General features: G+C 60.1%; 21 protein-coding genes. All 21 read right to left on the bottom strand.

All coding sequences use genetic code 11. The features are described from left to right. Positions 1–90 precede the first annotated feature (90 nt). Positions 91–654 (bottom strand): rod-binding protein, encoded by a 564-nt coding sequence (locus tag BBJ66_RS04200; protein WP_071085206.1) that lies wholly within the window; start codon positions 652–654, stop codon positions 91–93. A gap of 31 nt (positions 655–685) precedes the next feature. Continuing rightward, the gene (locus tag BBJ66_RS04195) at positions 686–1099 is read right to left on the bottom strand and encodes a hypothetical protein (protein WP_049733065.1); all 414 of its coding nucleotides are present in this window, start codon (positions 1097–1099) and stop codon (positions 686–688) included. Positions 1100–1103: 4 nt separating this feature from the next. Beyond that, positions 1104–1856: a flagellar biosynthetic protein FliR gene (fliR, locus tag BBJ66_RS04190; protein WP_049733066.1), complete on the bottom strand. Its 753-nt coding sequence runs from the start codon at positions 1854–1856 to the stop codon at positions 1104–1106. Continuing rightward, positions 1853–3940, bottom strand: coding sequence for a flagellar biosynthesis protein FlhA (gene flhA, locus BBJ66_RS04185; RefSeq protein WP_049733067.1), 2088 nt, complete (start codon positions 3938–3940; stop codon positions 1853–1855). The genes fliR and flhA overlap by 4 nt, the downstream gene beginning before the upstream one ends. Before the next feature lie 190 nt (positions 3941–4130). Beyond that, a complete protein-coding gene (gene fliQ, locus BBJ66_RS04180; protein ID WP_003588518.1) occupies positions 4131–4397 on the bottom strand; it encodes a flagellar biosynthesis protein FliQ in 267 nt (88 codons plus the stop codon). An 87-nt stretch (positions 4398–4484) separates the two neighbouring features. Beyond that, positions 4485–4937 (bottom strand): flagellar hook assembly protein FlgD, encoded by a 453-nt coding sequence (gene flgD / locus BBJ66_RS04175; protein WP_049733068.1) that lies wholly within the window; start codon positions 4935–4937, stop codon positions 4485–4487. Next, the gene (gene flbT / locus BBJ66_RS04170) at positions 4928–5377 is read right to left on the bottom strand and encodes a flagellar biosynthesis repressor FlbT (RefSeq protein ID WP_003570292.1); all 450 of its coding nucleotides are present in this window, start codon (positions 5375–5377) and stop codon (positions 4928–4930) included. Before flbT ends, flgD begins: the two co-directional genes overlap by 10 nt. Continuing rightward, a complete protein-coding gene (flaF, locus tag BBJ66_RS04165; RefSeq protein ID WP_003570294.1) occupies positions 5374–5721 on the bottom strand; it encodes a flagellar biosynthesis regulator FlaF in 348 nt (115 codons plus the stop codon). Before flaF ends, flbT begins: the two co-directional genes overlap by 4 nt. Before the next feature lie 36 nt (positions 5722–5757). After that, on the bottom strand, positions 5758–6810 hold the full coding sequence (locus BBJ66_RS04160) for a flagellar hook-associated family protein (RefSeq protein WP_049733069.1): 1053 nt from the start codon (positions 6808–6810) through the stop codon (positions 5758–5760). A gap of 3 nt (positions 6811–6813) precedes the next feature. Beyond that, positions 6814–8301, bottom strand: coding sequence for a flagellar hook-associated protein FlgK (gene flgK / locus BBJ66_RS04155; RefSeq protein ID WP_049733070.1), 1488 nt, complete (start codon positions 8299–8301; stop codon positions 6814–6816). Between the two features lie 19 nt (positions 8302–8320). Then, entirely contained in the window at positions 8321–9619 is a 1299-nt protein-coding gene (locus tag BBJ66_RS04150; RefSeq protein ID WP_049733071.1) for a flagellar hook protein FlgE, read from the bottom strand. A 125-nt stretch (positions 9620–9744) separates the two neighbouring features. Beyond that, positions 9745–10416, bottom strand: a complete 672-nt coding sequence (gene rem, locus BBJ66_RS04145) for a transcriptional activator Rem (RefSeq protein ID WP_049733072.1) — start codon at positions 10414–10416, stop codon at positions 9745–9747. Positions 10417–10696: 280 nt separating this feature from the next. Further along, positions 10697–11254 (bottom strand): lytic transglycosylase domain-containing protein, encoded by a 558-nt coding sequence (locus tag BBJ66_RS04140; protein ID WP_071085204.1) that lies wholly within the window; start codon positions 11252–11254, stop codon positions 10697–10699. Beyond that, a complete protein-coding gene (gene fliK, locus BBJ66_RS04135; RefSeq protein WP_071085202.1) occupies positions 11202–12629 on the bottom strand; it encodes a flagellar hook-length control protein FliK in 1428 nt (475 codons plus the stop codon). Before fliK ends, BBJ66_RS04140 begins: the two co-directional genes overlap by 53 nt. After that, positions 12626–13921 (bottom strand): chemotaxis protein MotC, encoded by a 1296-nt coding sequence (motC, locus tag BBJ66_RS04130; RefSeq protein ID WP_071085200.1) that lies wholly within the window; start codon positions 13919–13921, stop codon positions 12626–12628. The genes fliK and motC overlap by 4 nt, the downstream gene beginning before the upstream one ends. 4 nt (positions 13922–13925) lie before the next feature. Continuing rightward, positions 13926–15263, bottom strand: a complete 1338-nt coding sequence (locus BBJ66_RS04125; protein WP_049733076.1) for a MotB family protein — start codon at positions 15261–15263, stop codon at positions 13926–13928. Then, positions 15260–15889, bottom strand: a complete 630-nt coding sequence (locus BBJ66_RS04120; RefSeq protein WP_071085198.1) for a hypothetical protein — start codon at positions 15887–15889, stop codon at positions 15260–15262. The genes BBJ66_RS04125 and BBJ66_RS04120 overlap by 4 nt, the downstream gene beginning before the upstream one ends. A 201-nt stretch (positions 15890–16090) precedes the next feature. Then, on the bottom strand, positions 16091–17053 hold the full coding sequence (locus BBJ66_RS04115; RefSeq protein ID WP_049733078.1) for a flagellin N-terminal helical domain-containing protein: 963 nt from the start codon (positions 17051–17053) through the stop codon (positions 16091–16093). 300 nt (positions 17054–17353) lie between these two features. Further along, complete coding sequence (locus BBJ66_RS04110; protein WP_049733079.1) at positions 17354–18265, bottom strand: flagellin N-terminal helical domain-containing protein; 912 nt, start codon at positions 18263–18265, stop codon at positions 17354–17356. A 247-nt stretch (positions 18266–18512) separates the two neighbouring features. Further along, positions 18513–19421 carry a flagellin N-terminal helical domain-containing protein gene (locus BBJ66_RS04105; protein WP_049733080.1) on the bottom strand — a complete coding sequence of 303 codons (909 nt, stop codon included), beginning with the start codon at positions 19419–19421 and terminating at the stop codon, positions 18513–18515. Between the two features lie 281 nt (positions 19422–19702). Then, positions 19703–20608: a flagellin N-terminal helical domain-containing protein gene (locus BBJ66_RS04100; RefSeq protein WP_049733081.1), complete on the bottom strand. Its 906-nt coding sequence runs from the start codon at positions 20606–20608 to the stop codon at positions 19703–19705. Positions 20609–20854: the final 246 nt, after the last annotated feature.

Below are 20854 nucleotides of genomic sequence, written 5' to 3'. Positions count from 1 at the left end.
TGCCGAAAACTGTGCGCGGTTTCGGACGGCAGCGTGCTCTAACTCTTCAATTGAGAAGCGGATTCAGATTTCAGGCCAACGGGCCTAAAATCATCCCGTTCTATCGGTCTTGGCTTCGGCGGTCGGCGTGCCGAATGTCTTGCGCTGGAAGTCGTCGATCATGCTGATCGCAGTATTGCGGTCATCGTTATCGGTCGAGGCATTGACGATCTTGCCTTCCTGCCGGCGCAGCTGCTCGCTGTACATCTGCTTGGCGATGCCGATGCCGTCGCCCTTGGCCATGGTGTTGCCGAGCTGTTCGGCCATCATGCCTTTCCAGATATCGCCGGTCGCGCCCTTGCCATAGACGTCTTCGCTTTCGCTCGGCAGCATGGACTTGACGAAATTCTGCAGAACCATGGCCTCGAATTTCCGGTAGCTTTCCGGGACTTCCTCAGCCTTGGTGCGGTTCTGGATGTTGTTGAGGCCGCTCTTCTGGCCGATATGGTCGAGAACATCGACCGTATTGGAGAAGCCCTTGCCGTTCTCGGCGAGGCTCGTTGCGGCAAAGGCCGCACGATTTGCCTTCAATTTTTCCTGGGCCGCCTGAACCTCCATGGGGTCGGCAGCTTTGACAACGTCCAGGACCAGATCACTGGGGGGCGAAATAGCCACGTTACAATCCTCTAAATTAAGATTGCAGCGACTATGGGTTTTGAAGCTTGCTGGAGGCTGGTGTTGCGAATTGCTGGTCGATGACATCGTAGACGGCGTTGTCGTCGGCCTCGCGGCGCTCGGCCTCGAGGGCCTCCTTCATGCCTTCTTCGAAACGGTCGCCCTTGGCGCGCTCGCGCGCCAGCCGCATCTCGTGGACCTGCTGCATGCCTGTCAGCTGCTGGTCCTTGATGGAGAGCCTGCCGAATCGATCGGCGTAATTCTGCGAGAAGGCGTGGTGAACCGGATCCATCGAGCCGAGAGCGACGATGACGTCGTCCATCGCCGCATTGACCTCGACGCGCTGGCGGCTGGTTTCGGCCAGATCGTTCTCGGCCATCCTTTCGATATGCCGCTGCACCGAGAGCAGTCGCTTGAGCTTCTGGGAGCGGTTCTTTTCGGCCATCGTCTCATCGCCCGATATAGATCGAGCCGAAGGACTGGCCGAACTGGCTGACCAACGCTGCAATCGAGAAATAGATCAGGAACAGCCCGCCCATCAGCAGATAGGGCGTCGAGATGAAGTAGACCGGGATCTGCGGCGCCAGCTTGTTGATGAAGCCGATCGAGACGTTGAAGATCATGGCGTAGATCAAAAACGGGCTCGACAGCCGCAGCATGATGTAGGTGGTCTGCTCCAGGGTGTCGGTAAAGGAGATCAGCGTCGCGCGCATCTGCATCAGGCCGCCGAAGGGCATGGTCGTGTAGGAATCGATCAGCGCGCGGAAGACGATGTGATGGAAATCCATGATGAAGAGGATCATGATGCCGGCAAACGTGATAAAGGCGGAAAGGCTGGTCTCCGGCGAATCTTCGATGATGTCGGTGGAGCCCGGCTGGGTATATCCGACCATCGTGGCAAGGATCGAGGCGGCGAACTGCATGCCGAGCGTGTAGATCCTCGCCAGCATGCCGTACATCACGCCGATCAGCGACTCGCTGAAGATCAGGCCGATATAGGTTCCGGAACCGGTGTGAACGGCCGGATAGACAGTATCCCAGAGCAGAGGCATGACTGCGATCGACAGTGCGACGGCGATGAAGACGCGCAGCTGTTCGGGCACACGCGCCGAGGAAAAACCCGGAAGAGCCAGCACACAGCCGCCGATCCGGCAGAAAACCAGAAACAGCGCGAGAACGGTCCCTTGCGGGTCTGTTATCATGAAATAGAGCCCAAAATCTTTATCTCGATGCCCTTGGCCAGTTCGACATGCGACAGGACCGGGAGCGTGGCGAACAGCCGTTCGATGATCATGCGCACATAGGAGCGTGTTTCCGGCGAGGTGACAAGTGCGAATGGCAGGCCGCGATCCATGAACTCACGGATAACTTTGGTGGCCTGTTCGCTGAACTCCTCCAGGCTGCGTGGATCTATGTCGAATTCGATCACCTCGCCCTTGGCGTCGCGCTTCAGTGCCTGGTGGAAAGCGAGATCCCATTTGCTGCCCAACCTCAGCACGCGCAGCACGCCATTGTCGGCGAGGTCGCCGCAAAGCTGCTGGGCCATGCGGATGCGGACATGCTCGACGATCTGCTCGGTCTTCCTGACATGCGGGGCGAGTTCGGCCACTGCTTCCAGGATAAGGTGCAGGTTGCGGATCGACACGCGTTCGGCAAGCAGCAGCTTGAGCACCGCCTGCAGGCCCGAATAGGACATGTGCGACGAGCAGATCTCGTCGGCGAGCTTCTTGTATTCGGGGTCGAGACGATCGATCAGCACCTTGACGTCCTTGTAGGACAGAAGCTGCGGCAGGTTGTTGCGGATGACCTCGCTCATATGGGTCAGCACGACCGAGACGTTGTCGATCGGCTGGAAGCCCTCGCGTTTCAGATCGTCGGCGAAGTTTTCGAGGATCGAGACGGCCGGCATGCCGAAGGCTGGTTCGCGGATTTCGTCGCCGGGGATGCTCGGCCGGCGGCCGGCGCCGGTAACGACGAGAACTTCACCGACGCGCAAGAGGTTGGAGGCGACCGTCGTGCCGTGGATGCGGATCTGGTAGGACTTCTCGGCAATGGCGATATCGTCGGTGACCTTGATCTCCGGCACGACGAAACCGTATTGCGTGGCGAACTTCTTGCGCATCTTGCCGACGCGGAAGGCGAGCTCCTGGTGGGCGCCGAGCAGGCGGGTCGAAACCATCTTGCCGAGTGCGAGCTCGATCTCGGAGGTGCGCAGCACCGACTTGACCGAATCCTTTTCCAGCTCCTTGCTCTGGACGACCTTCTTCTCCTCCTGCTCGCGGCGAACCTTGTTTTCAGCCTCGACCTGACGCGGGATGAACCAGGCGCCGAAGGCCAGAAGACTGCCGAGGATTACGAAGGGGACGAATGGCAGGCCCGGCATCAGCGCCAGGACGAACATCAGCACGGCCGAAACGGAGAGCGCGCGGGGATAACCGCTCAACTGGTTGACGACAGCCTGGTCGGTGGAGCCGGTGGTGCCGCCACGCGAGACGAGCAGGCCGGCGGCGAGCGAGACGATGAGGGCCGGCATCTGCGAGACGAGGCCGTCGCCGACGGAGAGCTTGACGAAGACGTCGGCCGCTTCGCCGATCGGCATGCCGTGGCGGAAATAGCCGATGATGATGCCGCCGAAAACGTTGATGGCGGTGATGATGAGGCCGGCGACGGCATCGCCGCGCACGAATTTCGAGGCACCGTCCATCGCACCGAAGAAGGAGCTTTCCTCTTCGAGCTCTCTGCGGCGGCGCTGGGCTTCCCTTTCATCGATGATGCCGGCCGAAAGATCGGCGTCGATCGACATCTGCTTGCCGGGGATGGCGTCGAGCGTGAAGCGCGCGCCGACTTCGGCGATACGCGTGGCGCCCTTGGTGATGACGATGAAGTTGATGGTGATGAGGATCAGGAAGACGATCAGACCGATAACGAAGTCGCCGGACATCACCAGGCTTGCGAAACCGGCGATGACGCCGCCGGCGGCGTCGTGGCCTTCATTGCCGTGGGACAGGATGACGCGCGTCGTCGCGATGTTCAGCGCCAGCCGGGTCATCGTCGCGATCAGCAGAATGGTCGGGAAAGACGAGAAATCGAGCGGTTTCTGGATCCACAGCGCGACCATCAGGATCAACACCGAGAAGGCGATCGAGAAGGCCAGTCCCATGTCGATCAGGAATGGCGGGATCGGCAGGAAGAGAATGCAGATGATGCCGATGATGCCGAGGGCAAAACCGACATCGCGCAGGCTCGGGGCGACTTTCGGAAGGGGGAGTGCAGGTGGTTGCGCCATAACAGTTCCGTCTCTTCATGAGAGGAGGCGGACTCGGTCCGCCCAATTCGGATCGAGAGTTAAATGGCGAAGCTTGCGCGAAGGTGGCTCAGAGCGGTTCAGCTTTTCATGGAAGCGCAGAACCGCTCTTAGCTTTTGTTTCCACGCAATCCCGGACGCAAAACCGCTGCGCACTTTTGCTGGAATTGCTCTAGAAACCGGACTGGATGCGCGAGAAGACCAGATTGGTGAAAATCGAGACCTGCGAGCCAACGAAGGGTGCGGTGACGCCGACGGTGATCAGCACCGCGACGATCTTCGGCACGAAGGTCAGTGTTGCTTCCTGCACCTGGGTCAGCGCCTGGATCAAGGCGATGATGAGACCCACCACCATCGCAGCGATGACGGCGGGACCGGCAGAAATCAGGACGGTCCAGATCGCAGCCTGGAACAGATCCAATGCATCAGCTTCATTCATCTGAAGGCAACCTCATATCGCCTTGAAGCAGCCCCGCCGAGGCCGAGCTGCTATGATTGGTGTCACCGACGCATCGGCGCCGTGCTATCAGGTATCGCTGCTGTCGCTGGTCGTGGTCGTCGTGGTCGGCGCCTTGTCAGCAACGGTGATTCCCGCCTGCACGAGTATCTTACCGCCATCCGTGGTCGTCGCAATGATGCCGTCGGAATAAACCTTGACGGATTCGATGGTGCCTTTGACGGTGCCGTCTGCGCTTTCCATGTATTTGCCGACGTAGCTGCTGGCCTGGGTGAGGCTCGAGCTTGACAGCAGCGTATCCAGCTTGGTGTTGGTCTGGATCGTCTGCTCGACCTGCGAGAAGCTTGCCAGCTGTGACATCTGCTCGCTGGCGTCGACCGGATCGGTCGGATCCTGGTTCTTCATCTGCGCGATGAGCAGCTGAAGGAAATTGTCGTAATTCAGCGTCGCTTTCTGCTGGGCGGAATTTGTCGTGCCTGTCGTACCCGTCGAGGTCACGCTTGATGTTGCATCTACCGCCATGGTGCAATCTCCCTGCGAATCTGCTCGACCATCGTCGGCGGCATTTCGTGGTTGTTGAGGATATTGTCTTCGATCGCGTAGAGGCCGCGGATCGCCTTCAACGCATCGAAAGCGCGGCCGGTCGAGACGAGCGCATCGATGCGCTTCAGCTCGGCGAGGATTTCCTCGTTTTTGAAGCAGGTGAGCAGCATGGTGATCGACTTGCGGAACATCGCCGTCGAGTGGTCCTTGCCCTCGGGATTGATGAGGATCATCTGCGCGATGAAATAGAGCTGGCGCAGCGGCGTGGTGGCGCCTTCCGGCTGGAGGACGTGGTTTTCGAGAAGGAAAGTCACATCATTCAGGAATTCCAGCGCGACCTTACGGTCGACACGCAGGACGGCGCCGTTGATGAAGATTCTTTCTCCGGCTTTCAGAGAAATGCGAAGTGTACTTTTCATTTAAGTCCATCCCTGATGATGGTGGTAACGTCGATGATGCCCTGATAGTTATTCGACAGACGTTTTCGGATCCTGTCGCATTCCTTCAATATCCAGATCGCGATCGAGATGAGGTTGGCCCTGAGCTCGATCTCCAGCTGGTTGTCGGGATGTTTCAAATCCTCGATGAAGCTGATCCACACCCGGCGCGTATAAAACAGGGCTTCGATGGCTTCCCGGCCGTATTTTTCCTTGTCGCGCGCCAACGACAGCAGATCTATGGACCGGTCAAGAACCTGCCATTCCCGCTCTTTCGCGTCGGCCACCGAGTCCTGCATGACTTCGGCATAAGAGAACTGATACATTCATGCATCCTTCTTAATCTTGCGCGCCTTTGCTCATCAAAGGTAGTTTACGAGACTCAACTGCTGGATCTTCGAGACGATCGTGTAAGCCGTTTCAAGCTGCGTTTCCAAAGTCTTGACGAGGGTCGAAGCCTCGTAGGGATCGACGCCCTGGAGATCGACGAGCTTGTTCTTGATGATATTCGACTGGGCGTCGAGGGCGTCGTTGGACTTCTTGACGCGCTCCTGGGAAAGGCCGAGCTGGCTTGCCTGCGTCACCAGGCCGCTGGTCGCCTTCGTCGTGTAGGTGATCGCCTGCTTCGACACAGTGCTCATCGCATCGCTGCTGAGGTTCTGGCCGAGCAGAGCCGAGGTCATCACCGAGGCGAGCGCCATGTAGCGCATGCCTTCGGAATTGGCGTTGGTCGAGGATTCGATCACTTCGGAATTGCTGATGCGGCTCGTCATGTTCTGGCTCGATGCCTGCGACCAGCCGGTCGTCGCATTGGTCCAGTTTGCCTGGCTGAACATCGGCTCCACCGTCCCCGTGATGAAGGTTTCCATCTCGGCGCCTGTGAGAGCGCTGACCGCCTTCGGCGGCGCGAGACCGGCTGCATAGTTGTTCAGCGCCGTAACGATGGCGGCGCTCGTCGCCGTCGTCTTGTCGGTCAGCGGCTGCACGTCGGTGTTGATGCCGGAGAACAGATATTCGCCGTTCACCATGGTATTGGCCGTGTCCATCATGGTGGACAGCGCGCTGGTCGCCGACTGGATGGCGACGGTGACGCTGCCGGGATCGTGGCTGCCCTGGAGCGCTGTCAGCTTCGAAACCAGGCCATCGCCGACGTCCTTCATTTTGGAAAGGCCGAGCTGCGAGGATTCCATGCGGGCAGTGACGAGCGAATTGCTTGCTTTGATCGAGTCGATCCGGTCGGTCTCGCGGGTGAAGTCGACGCTTCTCGCGGCATTGCCGCCGAGCGAGACGCCGATATCCGCATAGACACCCGTCGTTGCTTCCATCGTCGCCTTGGTCATCTGGTTCTGCCCCTGACGGATCGTCAGTCGCATCGCATTCTGAATGGCCGAACTTGAAATAAATGAGCTCTTCATGGCTTAACTCGCAATATCCAGCAATGACTTCAACATTTCGTCGACGGCGTTCAGGATCTTGGTCGCCGCCTTGTAGGACTGCTCTATGTCGAGGAGCAGCGTCAGCTCCTCGTCGAGGTTGACGCCGGTCTCATTGGAATAGGCTTCGTCGGAGCGCGACAGCGCCGCCGAGCTGTTTTCCGCCGCCGTCGTGGCGTTGCTGCGATACTGCTCGAGCCAACCGAGGGAATTGGTGGCGTATTCCATGATGCTGACGTTGGAATCGATGCCCGTCGTGGCGTCGAAACCGACGGCCGGTCCTGCCGCCGGATCGAAATCGATGTCGGACCCCAGCGCCGTATAGAGACGGTCGAGTTCAGTCGTATAGCCGCTGAGGTGGGTCGGATTGAGGACGAGGCCGTTGGCGTTGATGCCGCCATCGCGCAGGCGCATCGGATCGCCGCCCTGCGCGGTGATGACGGTGCTGCTGACGGTGATGGTCGAGGCCATGCCGGCAATCGCAGTGCCGCCGGTATCCACCGTGCCGCCGCTCCAGGTGAAGAGACCGGGCACATAGGCCGGGCCGGCCGCCGTGTTCTGCTCCTTGAAGAGCGAGACCAGGCCGCGGGCGACTTCGTCGAGCTGCTTCTGGAAGTTTGGAGCGATCTCGTCACGGACCTGGAGGAGCGCCTGCAGGCTTCCCTGCGCCGTCGTCGTCGATCCACTGCCGCGTGGCAGCGCCACACCGTCGATATAGACCGAATTGCCGGTTACCGTGGCGTTGTAAACATCCTGAGACTTGAACGTCACTTTGCGCGGGACCGTCTCGAAAAGGATCGTCCCATCGGAGGTGCTCAGCACCATGTCGTTGTTGTCGCGCGTCGTCGCGTTGACGCCGACGATCTGCGAAATCTGCTTGAGAGCCTTCTCGCGTTCATCGAGAGCGCCGGAGGCATCCGCCCCCGAGGCCGTGGCGGTCTTCACCGCGTTGTTGGCCTTCTCGAAGTCACTGAGCAGCGTATTCAGCTTATCGACGTCGGTGGCGATCTGCTTATCGGCGGTGGCGCGGACGTCCTGAACGGACTGCGAAGCATTGTTCAGCGAGTTGGCGACGTCCTGGGCGGCGGTGATGGCGCCCTGGGCGGCAACGGTGCTCCCCGGCGTCGTGCGGAAGGCCTGGAGCTTCTGCTGGAAAACACCGAGATAGGTGGATGGCGACGTTTCGTAGTCGTTGCCACCCATGATCGACTTGAGGTCTTCCAGACCGCCCAGCAATGCCTGCTGGGCGCTGTCCTGCGAGGAGGTCTTCAGATATTGGCGGAGCAGGGCATCTTCCTGTGCCCGGTCGATCTTGACGACCTGGGCGCCGTTCAAGGACGTGGTAAGCATCGCCTGCCGGCGCACGTAATCTTTATTGCCCGCATTCGAGATATTGTTCGATACGACACTGCTCTGCGTGCCGGTATTGTTGAATATGTTCTGTGCGGTATTAAGTGCGGATGTGAGCGACATAGCTTACCCGTTACCCTGCTTATCTCTTGAGGTTGACGAGGACGTCCATGATGTCGGAACCCGTCTGGAAGACCTTGGAATTGGCGGTATAGCTGCGCTGTGATTCGATCATCTCGGTCAGCTCGCCGGCGAGGTCGACGTTCGAACCTTCGAGAGCGCCCGACTTGATCGTGCCGAGGCCATTGGTCTGCGGGAAGCCGGTGACCGTGACGCCCGACTGGCCGTTGGCGCTGTAGACGTTGCCGCTCATCAGCGTCAGCTTGTCGGGGCTTGCCACGTTTGCCAGCGGAATACGGTAGAGCGGCTTGGTGCTGCCGTCTTCATATTTGGCATAGACGATGCCGTCGCCATCGATCGTGACATCCTTGACCGGGGTCGCCGCCTGGCCGTTCGGCGTTCCGGTACCGGCAAAGGCAGCGCCGAGCTGCGTCAGGCCGGAGAAATCCATGTTGATCGTCTGGCCGGTCACCGTGTCGGTGATCGGGACAGGGGCAGTCGAGGTCATCTTGCCGTTCGCGTCGAAGGTGAGCGTTCCGGTGCCGACTGCGCCACCGGCGGTGTAGGGGAAGGAGGTGGTGCCGCCAACCGCCGCGTTGGCGTTGCGGAACATCGCCACTTCCCAGGTGGCCGCAGTAGCGGGAGGTGCGGGCGGCGGCGCTGCCGCGACTGAGGCTTTCGTGAAGTAGAAGTCGTACATCACCTTGTTGCCAAGACGGTCGTAGGCGACCATCGAGACCTTCTTGGTATCGGTCGTCGGGGTGGCGGGGTTGGCGCTCGGCCGGCTCGCGGCGGCAACGACGTTGGCGTTGGAATCGAGGTTGCCTTTGAAGACACCGGAGGTCGAGGCGATGGCGGTCAGGCCATCCTGAGTAACGTTGACGGGAACGAGGCCGTCGAAGCCGTTGACGACGACAGCGGGAGAACCGGAGTCGTAGGAATAGCCCATCAGCTGGAAGCCGGCGGCGTTGACGAGATTTCCTTCATCGTCCTTCTGGAAATCGCCGGCGCGGGTCAGAACCGGCGTTCCGTCAGCGCCCTGGACGATGAAGAAGCCGTCGCCCGAGATCGCAAGATCGGTGGTGGACGTAGTGTAGGAGATGTCGCCCTGGTCGGAGACGGCCTGGCGCACTGAGCTCTGAACGCCACCGGAGTTGTAGTTGCCGCCCGAGGAAGGCAGAACCAGCGAAGAGAAGCTCGTCGACACGGCCTTGTAGCCGGAGGTATTCACGTTGGCGATATTATCGGCGACGGTGCTGAGGCGGTTCGCCTGTGCGTTCATGCCCGATACTGCCGTCTTCATGCTGCCGAAAATGCTCATCTGAAAACCTCGTTTTACCTGTTAAACTCGAGAGTATTTGTCGGGCCTTGCGTGAAGCTGTCTGTCATGGCGAACTGCAAGGCCAATATCGAGGTTCAGCCGGGCGCCGCCGCCCGGCCGGAAAATCAGGCCCAATCGATGCAGTAACCAAGGAAGCGCTTGGAATCGACCGGGTCGACGCCGAGCTTCTTGCGCAGCTTCTTGCGCAGCTTCGAGATATGGCTTTCGACGACGTTCTCCTCGACCTCTTCATCGAAGATGCCGTAGATGGCGTTGAAGATCTGGGTTTTGGTGACCCGGCGACCGCGATTGGCGATCAGATATTCGAGGATGCGGCGCTCGCGCCGGGGAAGCGCGAAGACTTCGCCGTTGATCTCGGGGTCGCGACCATCCGAGAAAACGCGAATGCCGCCGATCTCGGTGTAGTTGGCAATCGCCTTCAGCCGGCGCCGGATCGCAGCCGCCCTTGCGAGAATTTCGCGCGGATGGACCGGTTTGCGCACAACGTCGTCGACGCCGCAATCAAACAGCGCAAGGGTGTTTTCGAGCGATGGCTGGTCGCTGACCGCAATCACCGGCGCCATCGACCGGTCCCGGATCGCCCGGGGGAGTTCGAGGCTGCGCTGGCCCTGACCGATCAGGAAGGCTTCAACAGCCGCTATATCGGAATCGGCAGCGGTCTGCACCCACTCACCGAATTCCGTCGGATCAAAGCCGGTAGAGGGAATGCCCTCACGGCCAAACAGAGATGTGTATCCATCTTTTACGAGCTCACGCTCATCAACCACGACGATCATTCGTCCGCCTCCGAATCAGTGTGGCACTTCGATGATCTATGGGTACGAATCGCACGAATCGGCGACAACTCGTTAAAGTTAATGGCAGAAACTAATAATTGATTAAGATCCGGGTAGCGATTTGATCTATATCTAGTGGGCCTGGCTGTTTATGCACACCAAAATTTCGTGGAAAAGTTAACAGTCCCTCAATTATGACTTGCGCATGGGATTCGTGCCGGATTCCTGCCATATTGTGACACAGTTTCGTCACAATAGGCCACTTCCATTTTTGGTTGAATCAATTTCGGCAAAAGTTACTCGCATTGGGAGTCCACTTGCCATAGCCGGTAGCGACCAGATTGGCGATGACGCGGCAGACATATTGCTTCTGCGCGGGGTCATTGTTGGGACCGGCATGGTATCTGGCTACCGCCATCGTCCATGTATCGTGACGGTCATGCAGATTGCGGAGGAATTTTGCCGCATATTCGACGTTGCGATGCGGATCGAACATATCCTCGGCCGAGCCGAAATTTTCGCCGTGATAGTAGTGGTTGATCTGCATGCAGCCGATGTCGATGAGCTTGGCGCCGCTGCTGCGGGCGACATCGAACTGCCTCATGGCGTCCTGCTCGGAGGGCGGAAAGATCGCCTTGCCTTCGACGTTCATGGCATAGGGATAGAGCGAGCCCTTGCGGCCGGTCTCCGTCAGACCGACCGAATAGAGGATGCCTTCCGGGATGCCGTATTTGGCAGCGGCCGACTGGATTTCGCGTTCGCAGGCACCGGTGGAGGCTTTCGCCTCAGAGGTAAACGCCGCCAGTGCCGCCGTTGCGGCCAGCAGAAACGTCTTCAATACCGGTCTCGCCTGCACCATTGAAGCCTCCATCCGCCCGCTGTGCCGTCTGATTGTGGCGCTCACGCGCCTCGCCGCCCTGCCCCTGCTGGGGCAGCGACTGCTGCTGGGAGGTCTGGCCTTGGCTGCCCGCCTGATTGCCGGCGTCGCTGCGCTCGACCGGCGCCATGCTGATGGTGACGTTGTCGACGGCGTAGCCCTGGCTGCGCAAAGCTTCGAGAATCTTGCCGTGATCTTCCTTCATCTGACGATAGGCCGCGCCGGTTTCGACCTTGAGGTCGACATTCAGGGCGTCGCCGGACAGGCGCATGGTCGCCGTCACCATGCCGAGATCGAGCGGGTTCATCTGGATCTTCAGCGTATTGACCACCTTGCCGGTGCTCGTCCATTCCGCCGCGTTGGAGAGCGCCGAGCTCGGTTCCATGGCGCGCGCCCATTCGGAATCGCCCGAAAGAGCGGCGGTGACGGCGGCGGAATTCGAATTCTGCGCCAGGCCGATATAGCGGCGTGATTCGAGAACCGAGATGTTTTCGACATCGGCCTTCTTCGCGCTGTCCTTGGGCCCGGCCTGATCGGTGCCGAGATGAACATCCATCGAAACGCCGCGGCCATCGGCGCGGCTGAGCCTGAACGTCCTGCCCTCAGTGGCTTCGGCATTCTCCGATCCGGGAATCTTGACGTCATCCGCCTTGCCGCTCTCGACGTTGCCGCTGACGGCCGCCAGGGCGTCGGACGCATGGCCGCCGGCCTTGGCTTCGATACCCTCGATCTTCTTGTCGGCCGGCTTCACATCATCGGCTTTGGCGGACGGATGGGCGCCTGCCGCCGCTGATAAGGCGATCGCGCCGTCGGCAGGATCCTGCTTCAGCAGGCCGAGGACATCGGAAATGCCGCCGTCGTCATCGTCGCTGTCCTTATCGGTTTCCAACGCGTCGGCTTTGGCATGCTTGCCGCCTTTGACTGCCTGAACGACCTCCTCGGCCGAGCGGTCTTTCGGGTCGAGCTTGCCCGAGGCGAGATCCGCCGGCATTTTGACCGCAGTTTTTGCGGGTTTTGCCGCAGCTTTTTCCGTAGTGGCGATGGCTTCCGGCTGCGCTTCAGCCTGCGCCTTCAGTGCGGCGTCGCTGAGATCGATCAACGGCTTGGTGCGGCCGCGGATCGTCCGCGCCATGTTCCCGGCGCCGGCATCGGCAACCGCGCCCTGCTGCGCATCGTTGGCCTCGTCATTGGCATCCCCGCCGCTTGCCTTGGCAAGCGCATCGGAGAAGCCGTTCTTTTGGCCGCCAGCATCGTCCTTGCCCATCGGTCGCGCAGATTTGGCAGCCGCGGCGGACTCCGCACCGGCGGCGCCGCCCAAGACGCTCATATCCATCATTGTTCGTTGCCTTCCTGCGCCAGAAGACCGTCGATCTCGTCGAGCTTGGACCGATTGGTCGTCACAAATGCGTTGAATGAGGGGTCGGTACCCTGGCTCTGGCCAGTCGATGCCACACCTCCCGGAACAGGCTCGGGAAGCGCGCCTGGCGCTCCCGGTTGCGGAGCTATAGCCGCAGCCTTTTCAGAAGTGATTTCTTGGTGAGAAGTGTTAGGGTTCGAGGCTTGCGTCAGGCTTGCCGGGTCGGGAGCGCGCAGGATCTGCTCGGCGACCGATCGCGCCGCCTCCTGCAGCGCCTGATCCCGCGGCGAAAGCGTGTCGCCGGCGATGCCGCTGACATTCTTCGCCGCCCGGTCGACATCCTCTGTGGTAAGGCCGGCCATGCCGCCATAGAAATCCGCCAGCGGACCGAAGGCATTGTCGGTGCCGGCGCCAAGCGACTGCACACGCTCGACCGCCATATGCGCCAGCTCCGTCTTGCCTGATATCGCGGCAGCGCGGGCGATGCGCAGATAGACCTCACGCTGGCGCGGCGCGTCCATGAAAGACAGGATGTCGATGACATCCTGCGGCTTGACGGTGTGATCGTGGCCGACGACGAGCGTCACGAAAAGATCGGCGAACTGGCTGGCATAGGGCGAATGCAGGAAACGCCTGACATAGCGCTGCGAATAGGCCATGCCCCTGTCGAGCATCCCCTTGTCGACGCAGATGGCGACGGAGCGGCGCAACGCCGCTTCCTCGACGATCGTGCCGGGTGCTGCAAGGCGCGCCTGGTCGTAGAGATCCAGTGCGTCCGTCGGCTTCGTCGCGATCAGCACATTGCCGCCGATCAACGCAAGGTAAGGACCGATCTTCTTGTCGCGGTATTCCCTGGCCGTCTCTTCCAGCGTCTTGGCGACGAGCAGTCCCTTGCCGCTCAGATATTTTCTGAGCACATCGGTGACCCGGTTGTCGAAATAGCCGTTGACGTCGTGGGCGATCAGATATTCCAGCGTCTGCGGATTGCCGCCGCTCATCGCGTAGATCAGCGCTGCATCGACATTGCGGTCGTCATCGAAGACCGACGTGTCGACGGTGCGCAGCCGCTCGTCGATCGTGCCCAGCATGAAGCGCTGCATCTCACCGGCCGAATGGTCGCCGGAGACGACGGAATCCTGCACGAACTGCAGCGACCGCAGCATCTTGTAGGGCGCGAGATCGTCCGGATCCTGCGCCTTGCCTGCGACCGGCGACAGCATCGCCAGGCCGAGGGCTACAAATCCGACATAGCGATGCTGCCGACGCGCCATCCTGTTATCCTCGATCCGCCTGCACCAGAATCTCGATCCGGCGGTTGGTCGCGTTGAACGGGTCGTCCGGCAGCTTCAGCCGACGGTCGGCAAAGCCAGAGACCTGGGAGATGCGCTTCTCGTCGAGCCCGCCGCGCACAAGCATGTAGTAGGCGCTCTGGGCGCGATCCATCGAAAGCCGCCAGTTCTCGTTCTGCGCGCCCTTATACTGGCGTCCGTCCGTGTGGCCGCGGATGGCGACCGCGCCACCCCTCTCCTTCAGGATGGCGCCGATCTTTTCCATGGCGAGCACCATCTCCTGGCGCGGAACCGCGGACCCGATATTGAACATCGAATCGTCGCTCTGGTCGGAGATGCTGACCAGCAATCCGCCTTCGGATGCCGTCACGGTCAGGCCTTCGGCAAGCTTGCCGGCAACGCCGCCGATCTGCTGGGCGATCTGCTCCTGCAGCTGTTCGGCTTGCTTCTGCTGCTGCTCGGTCTCGGATGCGTTCTTGTCCGCATCCTTCTGATGAACGGCGTCCTTCTGCGCTTCGGCGTTCTTGTCGCCAGCCTTCTTGTCGCCGGACTTCTTGTCATCCGGCGCCTTGCCGTCCTTGGCCTCGGCCGCGCCCTTGGCTTCCTTGGTTTCCTGGGCAGCGGCCTTCTGATCGGTGGTCAGCGGTATCGGCTTCATGTCCTCTACCTTGGCGACCTCCGTTGTCCCACTCTCGGCCGCTTGCTCGTCGCTCTTGCCGGGAGGCGCGGACTTGCCGGCTGTCGTCACCTCGACCTGCTTCGTCCAGAAATCCGGATCGAAGGGATCACGATACGCCTCACCGCCATCGGCACCGGTGGCCGGGCCGGAATCGGCCGCACCGCCATCGCCCTTGGCGCTGACATTGGCCTGCTGGCCGACTTCCTGGGCAATTTCGGCTAGAACCGAATAGGGATTTTCGAAGAAATCGGCCTCGGAATAATTGGTCTGGTCGCCTGAGGTCGATGTCTGGTCGTCACCATCAGCCGAGGCCTTACCGTCGTTCGGATTTTCTTCCTTCTGTTTCGACTTCTCCTGCTTCTCCTCGCCCTCGGCGTTGTCGACGGGCTTCTTCAGACCCTTTTCGGTCGGCTTTTCGTCGGAGAGCTTGATCGGATTGAAATAGGTCGCGACCGAGGCCTTGGTCTCCTCGTTGGCGGCATTGACCAGCCACATGACCAGGAAGAACGCCATCATCGCCGTCATGAAGTCGGCATAGGCAATTTTCCACGCACCGCCATGGGAGCCATCGTGATCACCGCCGCCATGTCTTTTGACGATGATGATCTCGTTCTTGCCGTGATGGTGGTTTTCGCCTTCGCTCATTCGAGAACTTTCTTCAAGCTGGCTGCCCAGGCGGACATGCGGGTGACGATGACGGATTCGCCGATTTCGACGGCAAGATCGATATCGTCAGTCTCAATGTGTCGAACGGCCCCGGCATGTTCGCCGAGTTCGGCCGTCAATCGTTCGAAAAGCCGGGTCGGCCCGCGGACGACGATCGGCCCGGCAGCACCCTCGAGGATCGCGTCGCGCAGCAGGACGGCGAGGCTTCCGGTGGCCCTGGCAGCGAGCGCTTCGGCCATAACGGGCGCGATCGCCGCGGCGGCGCCGGCACTGACCAGCTGCGCGACCTCTTCGGCGATATCGCGGATGCGGGAGGCAATGACCGCCGCCGCCTCGACTTCGTAGCGAAGCTTCAGCTCCTCGAGCTCACGCGCATGGACCTCGGCCACTGTCTGCGCGTCGGCTTCGTATTTCTCGGTCAGATCAGCTGTCGCTGCGGCATGACCTTGTGCATAGGCATCCCGGCGCTCCTGCTCGACGTCGATTGCCGGTTCGCTCGGCATTTCGGGAAAACCGTCGCCGCCGAAATCGTCCATCTCGATGATCGGCGCTGATGGTTCCGGTTCACCGAAATCCTTCAAATACCGGGAAAGCGTAATGCTCATAAAAAACCATCCAGTATTCGGGAGGCATGCAGCATGTTCACCCCCGCTCAAAACGACCTTGCGCGCCGGCATGCCGCTTCGAAACGGGCAAGGGCCTCACCTTGCGCCGGCACGAATTCGGACGATGCCTTCATGCCGGAAACTAGGAAGTCAAACTTGCGCGAGGATGAATGGCGCCGCCATCCGCGATCGCGCCCACCTTTATTCCAGCAGGATCAGAATCTTGCTCGACGCCGTATTGAGGATCGAAATTGCTTCGACGGCCATCTGCTTCTGGGTTTCGATCGCTTTCTGCCGGATCGAAGCCTCGTCCATGTCGGTATCGACGAGCGCACCGACGCTCTTGTCGATCGAATCGGAGAGATCGGCCGTATAGTCTATCTGATCGTCGATGCGCGTCTTCATCACGCCGATGGATGCGGCTGTCGTCGTCAGCGTGGCGAGCAGCGAGTCAGTCACGTCAAGCATGTCGGTAAGTTGCGCATCGGTCGTGGTATTGCTGATCGCAATTTCCGTCCCCGTCGCCGGCGTGGTCGAGTTGGCGTTCAGCAGGTAGTAGTTGCGCGCCGTCGCGCCGCTGTTGTTGATCGCATTGGCATCAACCGCCTTGGTCAACAGGCCGCCGCTGGCATTGTTCTTGTCGATGAGGATGGTCTGCGACGACGGGAAATCGATGGTTCGGGCCTGATATTCGCCGGTCGGGGCGCGCACGAAGCTTGAGATGACCGACCATGTCGGGGGCGCTGTGGTGTTGCCGTTCAGCAGCCAGTTCTCACCGGCAAACGAGGTCGATTCGACGATCGTCTGCAGCTGCTGCTTGTATTCGCCGATCTCGGCGTTGATCTTGTCCTTGTCTGTGCCCGGCTCTCTTGCCGCGACCAGCTTGGCGCGGATCTGGCCCATCAGATCGATCGCCGAATTCATCGCCGTATAGGTCGCGTCCACCTTGGCAGCCCCGAGACCGAGCGCATCACCGATCGTCCCGAGATTGGTGCTGTCCGAGCGCATGACGGTCGCGACCGACCAGTAGGACGCATCGTCGGCGGCCGTCTCGATACGGTATCCCGAGGACACCTGCTGCTGGGTCTGGCTGGCTTCTTTGTTGATGCTGCGCAGCACCGCAAGCGCATTCACCGCGGCCGCGCTGGTAATCTTAACGGTCATCGACAGGGTCTCGGAATAAGGTCAAGGGGCAGGCCGGAATGCCGGCGGCGACTGAAGTGGCGTCATGCCTCCGGCAGAGTCTCTACCGGCGTGTCGCAAAAGCAAATCAACTGAAAGCGAGGTTAACTCGATATCAACCAGTTGGGCAAGAGCGCGGCGCTGAACGTGCCGCACCGATCGTGATGGCAGGCAAGCTATTGATATAAAAGAAAGAACCGCGCCGTTTCGGGCGCGGTCCAGGAGGCTTTCTGCTTGCTGCCGGACGAAGGCGCAAGATTCGGTCCAGCTTCAGTGCCTGGTTTAGCTGCGGAACAGCGTGAGGATGTTCTGCGCGCTGGAGTTGGCGATCGACAGCGACTGGATCGCCAGCTGTTGCTGCGTCTGCAACGCCGTCAGCTTACTCGATTCCTCCTCCATGTCGGCATCGACGAGGCGGCCGACGCCCGAGTCAATCGAGTCGCTGAGCGCCCCGACGAAATTTTCCTGCAGTTCGATGCGCGTGGAAATCGAGCCGAGCTGCGATGCAGCCTTGGTCATCGCCTCCAGGCCCGCCTCGATCGACGTCAGGGCCATGGAGATCTCAACCGAGCCGAAGGTGCTGATGTCCATCGAGTAGATCGAGCCGATCGTGCCGTATGAGGTGCCGATAATGCCGGCGGCCGTGTCGATCGTGCCAGTCGAGGTCATGCCGAAGAGAACGTTGCCCGCGGAACTCGTGTCCAGGATGTAGTCCGTCGTCTTGACCGAGACATTGCCGTTGCCATCGCGCACGAAGGTGGAAACCACGCTCTTGGTGCCGTCGGCGCCGGCAACCCAGTTTTCACCGGAGAAGGAGGCCGATTGGGCGATGCTCAGGAGCTGCTGCTGCAGCTGGCCGATTTCTTCCTGAACTTTGGTCTTGTCGACGCCCTTTTCGGTCGCGGCGACGATCTTCGCCTTGATTTCGCTGATGACGTCGATGGCGCTGTCCATGGCGGAGTAAGCGGTGTCGACCTTGGCGGCGCCGAGGCCGAGAGCGTCGGAGACGGCGGAGAGCGCCTTGTTGTCCGAACGCATGGTCGTTGCGATCGACCAGTAGGCGGCGTTGTCGGACGCTTTTTCGACGCGATAACCCGACGATACGCGGTTCTGCGTAGCCTCGAGGCCGTCATTGATTCCGCGGAGTGTCTGAAGAGCGGCCATCGCCGCAACGTTGGTCAAAATGCTGGTCATGAAATGATTGCCCCTTGTCGGCAGTTGATAAAAAGGGACATTCCGGAAAGCTACCGGGAACGGGGACCAGCCTCATGCCTGTTAACCGGTTCTTAAATTTGGTTAACCCGCCGTCTCGTTGACCTGAGAAAACAGCATTATGGTTAATCAACCGTTAACAGACATTAAAAAAGCCGCGCTCCATTGAAGCGCGGCTCGTTTCCGAAGCGCCCGCCGGAGACCGGCGGGCCGATATTTCCGAGGGTTATTAGCCGCGGAACAGCGTGAGGATGGTCTGCGAAGAGGAGTTCGCAATCGACAGCGACTGGACGGCCAGCTGCTGCTGGGTCTGCAGAGCGCTGAGCTTGGAAGATTCTTCTTCCATGTCGGCGTCGACGAGACGGCCGACACCAGAGTCGATCGAGTCGCTGAGAGCCGAGACGAAGTTTTCCTGCAGTTCGATGCGCTTGGAGATCGAGCCGAGGGCAGCGCCGGCGCTGGTCATGGACTTCAGAGCCGCTTCAACGTTGGTCAGAGCCGACTGGATCTGGCCGAGGGTGAAGTTGGTGATGTCCATCGAGTAGACAGAACCGGTCGCACCATTCGACGTGCCGAGGATACCCGTGGAGGTTTCGACCGCGCCGCCGCTCATGCCGAACAGAACGTTGCCTGCGGAGCCGTCGTCGAGAACGTAGTCGGTCATCACGACCGATACGGCGTTGGAGCCGTCACGGACGAAGGAGGCAACGACGTTCTTGGTGCCGTCAGCGCCGGCAACCCAGTTTTCACCGGAGAAGGAAGCCGACTGAGCGACGCTCAGGAGCTGCTGCTGCAGCTGGCTGATTTCTTCCTGGACCTTGGCCTTGTCGACGCCGTTTTCAGTCGCGGCAACGAGCTTGGCCTTGATGTCGCCGACGACATCGATGGCGCTGTCCATGGCGGAGTAAGCGGTGTCGACCTTGGCGGCGCCGAGGCCGAGAGCGTCGGAAACGGCGGAAAGTGCCTTGTTGTCCGAGCGCATGGTCGTTGCGATCGACCAATATGCCGCGTTGTCGGAAGCCTGGCCGACGCGATAGCCTGAGGAAACGTGAGCCTGGGTTGTCTGGAGACCCTGGTTGATGCCACGGAGAGTCTGGAGGGCTGCCATCGCAGCGTTATTGGTGTTGATGCTCGTCATAGTTTGTTTGCCCCTTGTTGGCAGATTTTAAAAAGGGACATTCCGGATTTTCGGCCGGCCCACAGCGATCAGCATCATGCCTGTTAACCATTCTCGTTAAGGTTAACTCGCCGTTTCGATGGGCCTAGAAAACAGCAAGATGGTTAAGGAAAGCTGAATTCAAAATGGAAATAGCGTAAAAATATCTGAGACTTAGAAGGATTTTTATTAACCTTATGTTAAAACATTTCGCGGCCGGGGATGACCCGGCCGCGAAACTAGAAAACCTTTGCCGACCGCTCTTAGCGGAAGAGCGACAGGATATTCTGCGAAGAGGAATTCGCGATCGACAGCGACTGGATCGCCAGCTGCTGCTGGGTCTGCAGGGCGCTGAGCTTGGAAGATTCTTCTTCCATGTTGGCGTCGACGAGACGGCCGACACCGGAGTCGATCGAGTCGCTGAGCGCTGACACGAATTCGTCCTGGCTGTCGATACGCTTGGAGAGCGAGCCGAGAGCAGCACCGGCGCTGGTCATGGACTTCAGAGCCGCTTCGACGTTGGTCAAGGCCGTCTGGATCTGGCCGGCGGTGAAGTTGGTGATGTCCATCGAGTAGACAGAACCGGTCGCACCATTCGAAGTACCGAGGATACCCGTGGAGGTTTCGACCGAGCCGTTGCTCATGCCGAACAGAACGTTGCCTGCGGAGCCGTCGTCGAGAACGTAGTCGGTCGTGGTGACCGAAACGGCGTTGGAGCCGTCACGGACGAAGGACGAAACGACGCTCTTGGTGCCGTCAGCGCCGGCAACCCAGTTTTCACCGTTGAAGGAAGCCGACTGAGCGATGCTCTTCAGTTGCTCCTGCAGCTGGCTGATTTCTTCCTGGACCTTGGCCTTGTCGACGCCGTTTTCAGTGGCGGCAACCAGCTTGGCCTTGATGTCGCCGACGACGTCGATGGCGCTGTCCATGGCGGTGTAAGCGGTGTCGACCTTGGCAGCACCCATGCCAAGAGCGTCGGAAACGGCGGAAAGTGCCTTGTTGTCCGAGCGCATGGTCGTTGCGATCGACCAATATGCCGCGTTGTCAGATGCCTTGCCGACACGATAGCCGGACGAAACGTGAGCCTGGGTTGACTGGAGACCCTGGTTGACGTTGCGCAGCGTCTGGAGAGCGGCCTGTGCGGAAGTGTTGGTGTTAATGCTTGTCATAAATCTGTCCCCTGGAAACTAGATACAAAAAGGAGGACATACCGGACTAAGTACCGGCGATGACGGACCAGCTTCATGCTACTCGGCGCCTTTTTTGTTTGGCCCAAACCCGTCATGTCCAGGGCAATCTCGCAGCCAATGCTTGCCAACTTCTTAAAAATGGAGGTGCCGTTCCGGCTCCTTACATCGCATAGTTAATGCCGGCTGAATCTATTCCTTCGCATGCTAACATACGGGGAAAGAAAC

This window comes from Rhizobium sp. RSm-3 (assembly GCF_001854685.1).
Taxonomy (GTDB): domain Bacteria; phylum Pseudomonadota; class Alphaproteobacteria; order Rhizobiales; family Rhizobiaceae; genus Rhizobium; species Rhizobium ecuadorense.
The sequence above is the reverse complement of the archived record's forward strand: the minus strand, read 5'-3'. Positions and strand labels throughout refer to the sequence as shown.